This window comes from Simonsiella muelleri ATCC 29453 (genome assembly GCF_002951835.1).
GTDB lineage: Bacteria > Pseudomonadota > Gammaproteobacteria > Burkholderiales > Neisseriaceae > Simonsiella > Simonsiella muelleri.
The window spans coordinates 2,390,882-2,404,103 of record NZ_CP019448.1; the positions used below are offsets into that span (position 1 = coordinate 2,390,882).

Annotated in this window: 12 protein-coding genes; 5 read left to right on the forward strand and 7 right to left on the reverse strand. The window is 42.0% G+C overall.

Features of this window, described 5'->3' with window-relative positions; genetic code table 11:
- The first annotated feature begins 1 nt into the window (after window position 1).
- Window positions 2–844, forward strand: a complete 843-nt coding sequence (locus BWP33_RS11850) for an SIS domain-containing protein (RefSeq protein ID WP_002642742.1) — start codon at window positions 2–4, stop codon at window positions 842–844.
- A 115-nt stretch (window positions 845–959) separates the two neighbouring features.
- Here BWP33_RS11850 and BWP33_RS11855 read toward each other — a convergent pair whose 3' ends face one another.
- Window positions 960–1,967: a S49 family peptidase gene (locus BWP33_RS11855; protein WP_002642743.1), complete on the reverse strand. Its 1,008-nt coding sequence runs from the start codon at window positions 1,965–1,967 to the stop codon at window positions 960–962.
- Window positions 1,968–2,473: 506 nt separating this feature from the next.
- Between BWP33_RS11855 and BWP33_RS11860 the strand changes: the two genes are divergently transcribed.
- Window positions 2,474–2,851 (forward strand): DUF2147 domain-containing protein, encoded by a 378-nt coding sequence (locus tag BWP33_RS11860; RefSeq protein WP_002642744.1) that lies wholly within the window; start codon window positions 2,474–2,476, stop codon window positions 2,849–2,851.
- 66 nt (window positions 2,852–2,917) lie between these two features.
- Here the strand turns inward: BWP33_RS11860 and fdx are convergent, their stop codons facing one another.
- Window positions 2,918–3,256 carry an ISC system 2Fe-2S type ferredoxin gene (gene fdx, locus BWP33_RS11865; RefSeq protein WP_002642745.1) on the reverse strand — a complete coding sequence of 113 codons (339 nt, stop codon included), beginning with the start codon at window positions 3,254–3,256 and terminating at the stop codon, window positions 2,918–2,920.
- 194 nt (window positions 3,257–3,450) lie between these two features.
- Complete coding sequence (locus BWP33_RS11870) at window positions 3,451–4,038, reverse strand: histidine phosphatase family protein (RefSeq protein ID WP_002642746.1); 588 nt, start codon at window positions 4,036–4,038, stop codon at window positions 3,451–3,453.
- Between the two features lie 291 nt (window positions 4,039–4,329).
- Between BWP33_RS11870 and pgi the strand changes: the two genes are divergently transcribed.
- Window positions 4,330–6,000, forward strand: a complete 1,671-nt coding sequence (pgi, locus tag BWP33_RS11875) for a glucose-6-phosphate isomerase (RefSeq protein ID WP_002642747.1) — start codon at window positions 4,330–4,332, stop codon at window positions 5,998–6,000.
- Window positions 6,001–6,057: 57 nt separating this feature from the next.
- Here pgi and BWP33_RS11880 read toward each other — a convergent pair whose 3' ends face one another.
- From BWP33_RS11880 to BWP33_RS11890, 3 genes are all read right to left on the reverse strand, one after another.
- The gene (locus BWP33_RS11880) at window positions 6,058–6,714 is read right to left on the reverse strand and encodes a DUF6973 domain-containing protein (protein ID WP_104930408.1); all 657 of its coding nucleotides are present in this window, start codon (window positions 6,712–6,714) and stop codon (window positions 6,058–6,060) included.
- Between the two features lie 280 nt (window positions 6,715–6,994).
- The gene (gene dprA / locus BWP33_RS11885; protein WP_002642749.1) at window positions 6,995–8,260 is read right to left on the reverse strand and encodes a DNA-processing protein DprA; all 1,266 of its coding nucleotides are present in this window, start codon (window positions 8,258–8,260) and stop codon (window positions 6,995–6,997) included.
- Between the two features lie 258 nt (window positions 8,261–8,518).
- Entirely contained in the window at window positions 8,519–9,316 is a 798-nt protein-coding gene (locus tag BWP33_RS11890) for a 1-acylglycerol-3-phosphate O-acyltransferase (RefSeq protein ID WP_002642750.1), read from the reverse strand.
- Window positions 9,317–9,732: 416 nt separating this feature from the next.
- On the opposite strand from BWP33_RS11890, the gene BWP33_RS11895 reads away from it, so the two are divergent.
- Window positions 9,733–10,827 (forward strand): glycerol dehydrogenase, encoded by a 1,095-nt coding sequence (locus BWP33_RS11895; RefSeq protein ID WP_002642751.1) that lies wholly within the window; start codon window positions 9,733–9,735, stop codon window positions 10,825–10,827.
- A 246-nt stretch (window positions 10,828–11,073) separates the two neighbouring features.
- On the forward strand, window positions 11,074–12,342 hold the full coding sequence (gene hemA / locus BWP33_RS11900) for a glutamyl-tRNA reductase (protein WP_040629389.1): 1,269 nt from the start codon (window positions 11,074–11,076) through the stop codon (window positions 12,340–12,342).
- A gap of 101 nt (window positions 12,343–12,443) precedes the next feature.
- On the opposite strand, the gene BWP33_RS11905 is transcribed toward hemA, so the two are convergent.
- A complete protein-coding gene (locus BWP33_RS11905; RefSeq protein ID WP_002642753.1) occupies window positions 12,444–13,106 on the reverse strand; it encodes an NAD(P)-dependent oxidoreductase in 663 nt (220 codons plus the stop codon).
- Window positions 13,107–13,222: the final 116 nt, after the last annotated feature.

Sequence of the window (13,222 nt, forward strand, 5' to 3'; positions counted from 1 at the left end):
TATGTTAAGTAAAATTAGTGAGCAATTAGAAAAATTATCCAGCGCAGAACGCAAAGTGGCTGAAGTGGCATTGGCTGAGCCCAAATGGTTTGTTCATGCGGCGGTGGCAGAAATTGCCGAACGGGCGCAAGTGTCTCAACCTACCGTGATTCGTTTTTGTCGTAGTTTGGATTTTAAAGGGCTACCTGAATTTAAATTGGCACTTTCAGCCAGCATCAGCCATTCGGGTTTGCCTTTTGTGCATGAAGAATTGAACATTGATGATGGGGTAGGCGATGTGATGGAAAAGGTGTTGGGCAACACCGCCGCCGCGTTGTTAGGCGCACGTCGCACGTTGAATCCCAGTGATTTGGAGCGTGCAATTTCTTTGTTGGCACACGCACGGCGCATTGAATTTTATGGCGTGGGTAACTCGGGAATTGTGGCGCAGGATGCGCAACACAAATTTTTCCGTTTTGGGATTTCCACTGTGGCGTATTCGGATACACACATTCAATTGATGGCGGCGGCGGTGTTGAGTCCGCAAGATGTATTGGTGGTGATTTCCAATTCGGGGTCGTCTATTGAAATTTTGGACGCGGTAAGCATTGCCAAAGAAAATGGCGCACAAGTCATTGTAATTACGCGCCACGACAGTCCGTTGGCGCAATTGGGGGATTGTGTTTTAACGGTGGCTGTACAAGAAGACAGTAGCCGTTATACACCGATGGTGTCGCGGTTGTTGCAATTAGCGGTAGTGGATATTTTAGCGATTGGTTTGGCATTGCGATTGGGTGAAACGGTGAGTTTTCAATTGGAAAAAGGCAAACGTAGCATCAGCCGTCATCGCGTTGAAGAAGAGTGATTTTATTAGCCAATATGCTTTATCTTTCAGGCTGCCTTTCAATTCATCAAAATAATTGATGAATTATTTTCAGGCAGCCTGAAGCTTTTTTACCCTCTATGAATGGTTAGACATTTTACCAAACCGAATTCAGCCAACTTTCTAATTTTGTGTTCATTTTTGCACCTAAACCACGACTGATTAAACTTGCTAAGTCATTTTGTTCGGGTGTGTAATCTACTAATTTGGGTGCTTTCACAACATCACGCGCTACGCTGTACACATTGCCAAATTCATCAATCAAACCCACATTTTTGCTTTCTAATCCCGTATAAACGCGACCACTGAATAAATCAGGATTTTGTTGTTCTTTCAATTTGTTGCCACGTCCTAATTTAACAGCTTTAATAAATTCTGCGTGAATTTGATTCAACATTTGTTGCCAAATGGCGACTTGTTCGGGGGTCTCGGGAGAAAATGGATCGCCCATACCTTTGTTGTTGCCTGCGATGCGTTGGCGACGTTTCACACCTAATTTATCCATCAAACCAGTAGCATCAAAGCTGCTGCCAATCACGCCAATGCTGCCAACCAAACTGGACGGATCGGCGTAAATTTTATCTGCTGCTGAAGCAATATAATAGCAACCAGACGCACACATATCACCAATAACGACATATACAGGTTTAGTTTTTTCCATATTTTTCAATCGCATCACTTCCTGAAATGCCACATTAGACACCACAGGAGAACCACCAGGGCTATTGGCATGAATGATGATGGCTTTGGCATGTTTGTTTTTAAAGGCTTCTTCCAAGCCATCGCGCAGAATTTCTACATGGTTTACGTCTTCGTTACCGCCAATTACGCCTGTTAAATTAATGACGGCGGTGTGTTCTTTGTGGGTAGCGATTTGGTGTTGGCGATTTTCGGGACTGCCTTTCATCGCACTGGCCATGATGCTGACAAACATCAGCACACCCACGCCACGCCAAATATTGCGCCACAATCGGGCGCGTTTTTGTTCGTGATAGGCTTCCAGTAGCACATCACGCAGAGTATTGCGTTCCCAAGATTCTTGAGTATTGTTGGGATAATTTGGTGATGATTCGTCATCATTGGGGCGACGGATTTTGTAATTCATTCGGATTCCCTAATTTGATCATTGAAAAAACAGATTGTAACGTGTTTTGTTAAAAAATTCAGGCTGCCTGAAATTTTTTCAAACGCTGAAATTGGTCTTTGTGTGATTGGTAACGGTTTCAGAAAATCAGTTTTGCAGTGGTTTTAGAATCAATACATTAGTTTTTAGTTGTCATTCTTTGCAATTTTAATATAAAAAACACAATTAAATAAATGAGTTGTTTTCATTTATTTTGTCAATATTTAGCTATTAATGACAATAAAGATGCACAAATGAATCCAAATTCGGCTATAATCGTTTTGTGTATATACACTATTTTTTATGTAAGAACCTGTATTCATAGCTAACGTAAAACGATTTTTGTCTCATTTTGTGCGAATGTAAGGCAAATTTCATGCTAATAGCGTTCTTATTGGCGTGAAATTCAACGCGGCAGGTGTGCCAAATGAGATAAAAAGACATCGCGCTTGGCTGTGAATGCAGGTTCTAAATTTAAGGAAATAATCATGAAATTGTCTATGAAAACCAAAGCTATTGTATTGGCGGGTTTAACCACATTAAGTATGTCTGTGATGGCTGCTGAACCAATTATCGGTACTTGGCAAACTTACGAAGATGGTCAAGCAAAAGCACAAGTGCGTATTAGCCAATCTGGCAACACTTTTACAGGTGTGTTGGTGCATGGTAACACCGAGAAAGCCAAAAAATATGAAGGCAAAACGGTGTTGGTTGGCTTTAAATCAGTAGGGAATAACGCATATGAAGGCAAAGCAAAAGACCCACGTTGGGGTTTTGGTTTGCCTGCTACTATTAATGTTAATGGTTCTCACTTGAGCATTAAAGTGCCAGTGAAAGGCAGTCAGACTTGGAGCAGAATTAAATAATTAAATCATGAAAAAAGTAGGCATCGTCTTGATATATATGATGATGCCTACTTTTTTAATAACTTTTTAATGTTCACGTGCATGATTGATGGTGTATTTGGGGATTTCCACCACTAAATCCGCATCGGCAACACGCGCTTGACAACTCAAACGCGATTCAGCTTCTAAGCCCCATGCTTGATCCAGCAAATCTTCTTCCAATTCAGTTGGTTCTGTCAAACTGTCAAAACCTTGACGCACAATCACATGACACGTGGTACACGCACACGATTTTTCACACGCGTGGTCAATTTCAATATCATGATTCAATAAAATATCGCAAATAGTCTCGCCAACAGGTACATTGTCAATCACGATGCCTTCGGGGCAAAGTTCTTGATGGGGTAAAATAGTCATTTTGGGCATGGTGTTCTCTTTGTATGTGTGAAATATTAAACGGCTTATTGTAACGCAAAATCCATTTTTTCAGGCAGCTTAATTTGTTAAACGCTTTGCTTTACGCTATGGATTCATGATGTTACTGTGTATGATGATGTGCAAATTTGCGCAAGATACACTTCCATCAAAATAATTTATCAATCTTTCAGGCAGCCTGAAAATTATTTCTGATTATTAAAATCAATTACTTGTAACCAAGTTTCCCAACTGTCGCCAATGTGTAAATACCACGCTTCGGGGCTGGGTGTGATGGCTTGCCATTTGTGGAATGCGACTTCTTCTTGCGGTGTGTCGGCGCGAAAGCCCAACACGCGCCACAAAAGTAAATGCAACCATTTTTCGTGTACCACGCAAGTGGTGCGATGTGGAAATTTGGGGGCTATTTTTAAAAACGTATCCACGCCAGAATTTAAATTTTCAAATGTGAACAATGGTTTCTCTTTGGGTTCAGGGGGGATTTGGAACGCAGCAGGCATACCCATCATCATCGGTGGCGCAAGCAATGGCTCCTCGGGGGTTGGTTCGTATGCAAGCTGATTCAAGCAAGCCAAAGGCTCGGGGCGCACGTGCCATTTGTCGCAAATGATTTGCGCCATTTGTAGTGCGGATGCTTGTTCGGCAGCGTACAACTTGGCTGGACGAACTAATTTTTCTGTCGTTTCAATAGCTTGTTTTCTGCCTTGTTCACTGAGTTGTTGGTTGTCGGCGATGTCTTTTTCGGCGTGGCGAATCAGGTAAAGGGTTTTCATAATCTCAATGTAATAAATTGAATATGCTTTAATTTAACAAAAAAACATCAAATTTCAAAGTAAAACTTGTCAAATTCAAAAATTTGATTTGATTTTCACGACAATCTTATTGGCTTAATCATAAATTGATATCAATTACAATCACTTTCAATGTTAATCCGTTTTATAATGCAGCCTGAAATTTGAATAATGAATTAAATGATAATGCGACTGTGTTGTCCATGTCTTGTATCATTTTTATTTTAATTCATTATGATAACTGTATTTTTGTTCACAACGAAGGAATCAACGATGACAACGCCAATTGATTTACCCGCTTGGAAAAAATTAGAACAACATTTCATCAACACCAAAGGCACCCATATGCGTGAAATGTTTATCCAAGATCCCGAACGCGCTCAACGCTATTGGTTGGAAGTTGCTGGCTTGAAAGTGGATTTTTCCAAAAATCGTGTTAATGACGAAATTTTAGCCGATTTGGTCAAACTCGCTGAACAAGCAGGGCTGCCTGAACGCATGAAACAAATGTTCCGCGGCGACAAAATTAACCAAACCGAAAATCGTTCTGTGTTACACATCGCCTTACGCAATCGTACCAATAACCCAATTTTGGTTGATGGTGAAGATGTGATGCCCAAAGTCAATGCCGTATTACGCAAAATGGGGGATTTCAGTGGTGCTGTGCGTAGCGGTCAATGGTTGGGTTATACCAATCAAGTGATTACTGATGTGGTAAATATTGGCATTGGTGGTTCGGATTTGGGGCCATTGATGATGTGTACCGCACTCAAATCATTCGGACATCCGCGTCTAAATATGCACTTTGTTTCCAATGTGGACGGCTCGCAATTACGTGATGTATTGAACAAAGTTCATCCTGAAACCACATTATTCATCATTGCATCAAAAACATTCACCACTCAAGAAACTTTAACCAACGCTCATACAGCGCGTAAATGGTTCTTACAAGGAGGCAGCGAACAAGACATCGCCAAACACTTCGTGGCGGTTTCTAGTAATAAAGAAGCTGTAGCCGAGTTCGGGATTGACACTGACCATATGTTTGAATTTTGGGATTGGGTTGGCGGACGTTACAGCTTGTGGTCAGCAATTGGTTTGCCAATTATGCTGTATTTGGGCGAAGAAAATTTCATTGAAATGCTCAACGGTGCCCATTTAATTGACCAGCATTTTATTAATACGCCATTGCACCAAAATTTGCCTGTGTTATTGGGTTTATTGGGTGTTTGGTACATTAATTTTTATGGTGGTGGCAGCCATGTGATTGCTCCATATGACCAACATTTGCATCGTTTGCCTAAATTTATTCAGCAGTTGGACATGGAATCCAATGGCAAACAAGTGCAAATGAACGGTGAACCCGTTAGCACCGAAACTGGCCCGATTATTTGGGGGGAGACAGGTATTAATGGACAACACGCATTTTTCCAGTTACTGCATCAAGGTACACACATTACCCCAGTTGATTTGATTGCCAGCTTGGAAAAGCGCAGCAATTTACCAGGGCATCATGAGATTTTGTTGTCTAATGTGTTCGCGCAAGCCGAAGCATTCATGCGTGGCAAAACCCCCGAAGAAGCACGCGAAGAGTTGAAAAAACAAGGGCTGCCTGAAAATCAAATTGAAGCCCTTGTGCCACATAAAACCTTTAGTGGTAATCGTCCTACTAATTTGATTTTGATGAATAAAGTGAATCCGTGTAACATGGGCAGCCTGATTGCGATGTATGAACATAAAGTATTTGTACAGGGCGTGATTTGGGGCATTAACAGTTTTGACCAATGGGGCGTGGAATTGGGTAAACAGCTTAGCAAAACCATTTTAGCGGAATTAACTGGCAAAATTGACCCACAAAAGCATGACGCATCAACCAGCCATTTAATTCGCTTGTATCGTCAGACTAATTGTGCGGAAGATGGGACTTGTGAATTATTCAAATAGTTGAGGAATGGAAATAAAGGCAGCCTGAAAACTGGGAAATGGGTTTTCAGGCTGCCTTTATTTTTGCAATTTGGTGCGTTCTTGTGGTGTCATGCCGTATTCGTCTAAATTGTTTAATTGTTTGATGGCTTGGTTATATTTGGATATGGGTAATTTGGTTTGACTGATTGTCCATACGGTTCGTTGATTGATTTTGCTGGAGCTTGCTGTCCACAAACCGTGGTCGCGGTATTCGGTAAGTAGGTGGACGGTAAGTTGTTTCATGTTGTCGCTGCGATGGGCGATGCCAATTTTTCGTCCGATGGCGTTGTTGCGTAAATCTACGGCTTCATCTGCGGCATAGCGGTCGGTGTATTGAGTGCTTTTGCGGTTATTGATGTTTTTTTCGTAGGCGTTACCTGCGGCGGTGGCGATGTCTGCATTGAACCGTGCTGCGATGGTGGCTTGCCATAAGGAATGGCGTAGGGCATTTACTTCAGTGCCTCGCCCATCGCCATTTTTACTGTTATCCAAGCCGACCCGTGTGGAGAAACGAATCGCGCTGCTGGTAATGTTCAGGCTGCCATCTTCTTTGCCGATAGCGGCGGCGGCGATGGGGTGTTGGGTGGCGAATTTGAGTAATTGGGGTTTATCTTTGAATGTGGATTCTATGTTGTGGCAACCTGTCCCCATTACGGTGGCGATGAGTAGGGTAGTAAGTTGTGAACAAGCCATAAATGACTCCGTAAGTAAAATGAAATGAGAATAGGTAAATTAAGTTGATTCGTCAAGTTGCAACAAAATAAGTTGCCTAAAAAAATAATAAGATTATTTTAGACAACTTATTTATTTTGAATAATATTTTCAATTTATCCACAGCTAAAATTCACATGTAATAAAATGTTATTGAGCCATGCGGTTGAAAAGTTATTTAATTACATTTGACAAAATCATACTTTACTGATTTGTGGATAAATCTGTGGATATATTCTGTATAATGGGTGGATAATTTGACTTATGTGGTGCGTTGATAGCGTCCGCCAGCGGTTGCCATGACCCAACCAGCTAATTCACATTCTAATAAAATTGCGTAAATTTCATCAGTGGGGATATTTGTCTTTTCTGCAATAAAATCAGGGTGAACGATTTCATTACCCATCGCATTCAATACGGATTTTGTGGATTCATTCACAGAATTATCCACAAAATTATCCACAATTTCATCCACAGGCAATAGAGTTGGTGTGATGGGAGTCGGTTTATTCACAGGTTTATTTCGCTTGATTTTGGGTAATTCTATGGGGACAAAATCAGTGGATTGTTTTGTGGATAATTCAGTTGATAAATCTGTTGATAAGGCTGTGGATAAGCGTTCAGGCTGCCTGAAAATGCCTGTGGATAACAATATAGGGCATTCATTTATAATGTCTTCTACGCACTCCACCAGTTTTGCTCCATCTTTAATCAGTTTGTGGCAACCTTTGGCGTGTGGGTTGTCAATGCTGCTGGGAATTGCCATGACTTCACGTCCCATGTCAGCAGCCAATCGTGCCGTAATCAATGAACCACTTTTTAATGCCGCTTCTACCACCAAAGTAACACGTGCTTGAGCCGCAATTAAGCGGTTACGGCGCGGAAAATTGCCAGCCATCGGACGTGTACCCAATGGAAATTCAGACACAATTAATCCTTTTTCAGCGATTTGATACGCTAATTTTTTGTTTTCATTTGGATAAATTCGGTCAATACCTGTTCCCCAAATGGCAATCGTGCTGCCTGAAAACGCGAGTGCGCCTGTGTGAGCCGCGGTATCAATGCCTGATGCCATGCCAGAAATCACGGTAATGCCTTGTTCACTGAGTGCATGGGCGAAATTGTGGGCGATACGCATGGCTTGTGGCGTGGCATGGCGGCTGCCGACCATAGCAACCGCCTGATGCTGCAATAACGATACATCGCCACGCACAAATAAAAGCGGCGGTGGTGTGATGCCTTCGGTGAGCATTGTGGGGTAATCGGCATCGCCTAGCAGCAGTAAACGGCAACCGTCCTGCTGTTCCCATTGCAATGCGGCATCGGTTGCGGCGCGTGCTGGTGTGGTGTCGTACCATGTTTGGGCGGCTTGTTTGCCTTTAATGACTATTTGTTGAATCACATCGCTGGGGGCGCGTAATGCGGCTTGTGCATCACCAAAATGTTGAATTAAAAGTAAAAAACTATCTGCGCCGATATAGGGTGTGAGTGCGAGTTGTATCCAAGCATAGCGATCGCTGTCGGTCATGATGTTTCCTTTATTGTTTAGGCTGCTTATTTTTTAAGCAATTAAAATTTATAAATAAAATTGAATGGATTATCTGGCTTATCCACAAGTGATACACAGGGATTTACATTAAATGGTGTGCATATTTTTTCAGGCTGCCTATTTTTTAATCAAATAAAAATTATGAATAAAATTGAATAAATTATCCTGCTTATCCACAAGTGATGCACAGGGATTTTCGCAGGATAGTGTGAATATTTTTCAGGCAGCCTGAAAAATTTAACGTGAACGTTCTTCTTCGGGTAATAACACGCGTTTTGGATTGGGGCTATCGGATAGCACGATTTGATTAAATAATGCTTCGGCTTGGTCTTTGAGTGTGAAACGGTCGGTGTTAGGCTGTTGAGTGGGCTCAATCAGTGGCGGAAAGTCGACGCGAACCTTGATTTTGGGCTGTGATAAAATTCGCCATAATGTGATAAAAAAGTTTGTTCCAGAGAATGAAATTTGTTCAGTCCGTTTATTTTCTGCATCATAATAGCGCAAAACCACGCATTGAATGTTCGTGGGTGCATTGATGGCAGCCTGAAATAAAGCTGCTTTTAAAGGCAAAACCGCATTGCCCAATGAAGTGCGTGCCTCGGGGAAAAAGCACACATCATTGCCTGCTTGCAAACGTTCCACAATGGCGGCATTAATGGGTTCGATGTCTTTTCGGTTGGTTCGGTCAATGAAAACGGTGCCTGCATTTTCAATCATTTTACCGATGACAAACCAATTGCGTAGCTCTTTGGCGGCGATAAAGCTGGCGGGGTAGATGGCTGCCAACACGAAAATATCCAGCCATGAAATGTGGTTAGCAACGATTAATGTGCCGTATGGATTGTTGGGTGTGGCGGGTTTTTCTAATTCAACGTGTAAGACATTTAATGCGGATTGTCCCATTTGTTGCAAGACGTTACGCCGTTCGTTTGGCGCGAGTCGGTTCAGCGAATGCAAGCGAAAGCCGATGCCAATCAGCCAATACAATAAATGAAATAGTCGCATCAATCTGATAAAAATAGAATTTTTCTTCATTCAAATTCCTTGTTTGTCATGGTGGTTAAAATGGGGGAGGATTTTCAGGCAGCCTGAAAAACAGTCGCAAATTTTAAACTATTTTTCAGGTATGGGCATGGGCTGTGTGTTTAACGAATTAAGAACCTGTGTTCACAGCTAAGCGCGATGTCTTTCTGCCTCATTTAGCACGCCCGCTGCGTTGAATTTCACGCCAATAGGAATGCTATTAGCATAAAATTCGCCTGACGTTCCTACCAACTGGAACAAAAATCCATTTTACGTTGGCTATGAATATCGGTTCTAAATTCACAAAATTATTTTTTTCAGGCAGCCTGAAAATGTTTTTGTTGATTATTTTTGATGTAACGCAAATCATACCCAGATATTCAAGAGTACGATGGTCGAATTGTTTAACTGTTTTGAAGGAAATCAAGATGTCTGTTAAATCCATTACTTCGCCCATGAAATTTTTGATTCAAGCGAATTTATTAGCTGATTTGGGCAAATACATTCAACAATACGGCAAAAATGCCTTAATCATCACAGACCCATTCATTCAAGAAAAAGCTCAACAAGATACCCAAACCAGTTTCGCAGAACACGGTATTCAGGCCACATTTAGCGTGTTTGGTGGCGAATGCTCTGATGATGAAATTGACAAAAATAAAGCCATCTGCCAAGAGAAATCTTGTGAATATGTGGTGGGCATTGGTGGTGGTAAGACATTGGATACTGCCAAGGCAGTCGCCTATTATCAAAATGTGCCTGTGGTAATTTTCCCAACTTTGGCATCAACCGATGCGCCTTGCACGGCTTTGACTGTGGTCTATAATGCCGATGGTTCATTTAACCGCTATTTATTTTTACCGAATAATCCGAATGCAGTGTTGGCAGATACCAAATTGTTGGCGGCTGAACCCGCACGATTTTTTGCGGCAGGTGTGGGCGATGGTTTGGCAACTTATTTTGAAGCAAGAACGTGTTACGCAACCAATGGCATTAATTTGGTGTTGATGCAACCAAGTTTGGCGGGGTTGGGGATTGCCAAAATGTGTTACGAAACCATTCGCGATTTTGCACCCCAAGCCATGCACGCTGTCGCAACCAAATCAGTTACGCCCGCTCTGGAGAAAACGATTGAAGCCACGATTTATATGAGTGGTGTGGGTGCGGAATCAGGTGGTTTGGCAGCCGCACACGCGATTCATAATGGTATGACTGCTGTTCATGATTTACACGGTGCGATGCACGGTGAAAAAGTGGCGTTTGGTTTGGTAGCGCAACTGGTCATGGAAGGCGCATCAACCGAAGAATTAGACGAAGTGATTGGCATCATGAAAGCAGTTGGTTTGCCTTTGACTTTGAAAGATTTGGGACTGAAAGAATTCAAAGAAACAGAATGGCGACAAGTGGCTGAATTGTCTTGCGCGGAAGGCGAAACCATTCACAATGAGCCATTTAAAGTAACTCCTGATATGGTATACGATGCGATTGTTGCTGCGGATAAATTATTGCAAACATATCAATAACTATTTGACGTAAAGGCAGCCTGAAAGAGCAACGCGTTCAGCGAATCAAATTCACAAAATTATTTTTTCAGGCTGCCTGAAAATTATTTTGGTTGGTTGTTTCGCTGAGTGCGTTGTCATTTTTAACGATCCTTTGATGGTTATTGAGATTAATTATCAAATAAAATCAATTACTCATCAAATACAGTCAGCAAAATTTTGTTATAATTCGTCTAACCATAACAACAATACATACTGATTGCCATGATGAGACTAGCCACGATTGGTTTAAACCATCATACCGCGCCCGTTGCGATTCGTGAACGTTTGGCGTTTGCTGCTGCGACATTATCCGATGCTGTACGCGATTTGTTGCAGACGGTCGCAGCCGAAGCGGTTATTTTATCCACTTGTAATCGCACGGAAATTTATTGCGTTGCCGATGCAGAAGACGTGATTGACTGGTGGGCAAATTATCATCAAATGAATGTAGATGAAATTCGTCCTTATTTATATACACACGGTTGCAGCGAAACCATTCATCACGCGTATCGCGTGGCGTGTGGTTTGGACAGCATGGTGCTGGGCGAGCCACAAATTTTGGGGCAAATGAAAGAAGCGGTACGCATTGCCACCGAACAACGTGCTTTGGGAACTTGGCTCAATGCCTTGTTTCAACGCACATTTGCTGTTGCCAAAGAGATTCGCAGTCATACTTGCGTAGGGGACAACACCGTGTCTATGGCATCTGCCAGCGTGAAAATGGCAGAAACTGTGTTTCCTGATTTGCATCAAACACGTGTTTTATTGGTGGGTGCTGGCGAGATGAATGAATTGGTGGCGACTTATTTTGCTGCCAAAAAACCGCTTGCAATGACCATCGCTAACCGCAGTTTGCCACGTGCTCAAGCCTTATGCGATAGCCTGATTGTGTCCGCAACTGCTTGTTCAATAAATGATTTACCGAAAATTATTCATCAATATGATGTGATTGTGTCTTGTACTGCCGCACCCATGCCGATTATTGGCAAACGCTTAATGGAACAAGCAATGGTGCAACGTGCTGGTAAACCGATTTTTATGTTGGATTTGGCTGTACCGCGTGATATTGAATCACAGGTTAATGAAATTAATGGTATTTATTTGAAAACTGTAGATGATATTGACAGTGTGGTGGCAACTGGTAAAGAGGCACGGCGTGTGGCAGCGGCAGCGGCCGAGCAAATGGTGGCGAGCAAAGTAGCAGAATTTGTGGCATGGCAAAAACAGCGTCAGCGTGTGCCATTAATTTGCGCGTTACGTGATGAAGGTGAGCGGGCGCGGCAACAAGTTTTAAATAATGTAATCAAGCAATTAGAGAAAGGTTTAAGTCCACAAGAAGCTTTAGAACGCTTGTCAGTGCAATTAACCAACAAACTACTACACGCACCAACTCGTCTGTTAAATAAGGGAAATGACGAAACTTTGACGGCGGCGGTTTCACAAATTTATCGTTTACAGCCCCCGCAACATGAAAATGAACGGCGTTTAGCTTAAACTTAAAAACGTGTTATCTCATTAATTAGATAACACGTTTTCTTTCAGGCTTCCTGAAATTAGAATAGAAAGTTACATCAAAAAAATTGATGTATCAGAATTTACACCGCCGCAACTGTAAAGCGTTGGAACAAATGTGCTTTTTTCTCTACATCATCGGCAATCGCACAAGCCAAATCTGCCACCGAAATATCTGCAGGTGCGCCATTTTTGTCTAAAATCACATCATCTTGCCCAATTTGGTATTTACCCGAACGCTCAAACGTAACAGGAGCAACCGCAAACATCGCGGCTGGTGACAAAAATGCCCAATTGATGTCGCGACGTGGGCGCAATTCATTTAATAATACACGTACCGCATCGGCTGCAGGATACACATCAGCAGGAAAATCAGGGGTATCAACCAGTTGCAAATTAGGTGCAACGTTCAGGCTGCCTGCTCCGCCAATTACCAAAAAATACGGCACATCTGCATTTTTCACGGCTGGCAAGATATTACCATAAGCGATTTTGATGTCTTGTGCTAAATTAGGATTGCTCCAACCTGCATTAAACGCGCTAACAACAGCATCAAAACCTTTTAATTTTTCAGCAAAATTCGGTGAGTTTACGTCTGTAGCGATTGCGGTTACGTTGTCATTTTGAACAACTTTGTCCACATTTCGTGCAAATGCGGTTACGTGATGCCCACGCGCTGCTAATTCTAAAACCGTTGCGTTGCCTACCAAACCAGTTGCGCCAATAACTGCAATTTTTTGTTTCATTTTCAATTCCTTATTTTATGTTAAACAAATCATCAAAATATTTAATGTGAATCAATTTAAGATAAAACGGATTGTAATCTATTTTTTGATTGAAAATTAGTGCATAATAAGCTAAT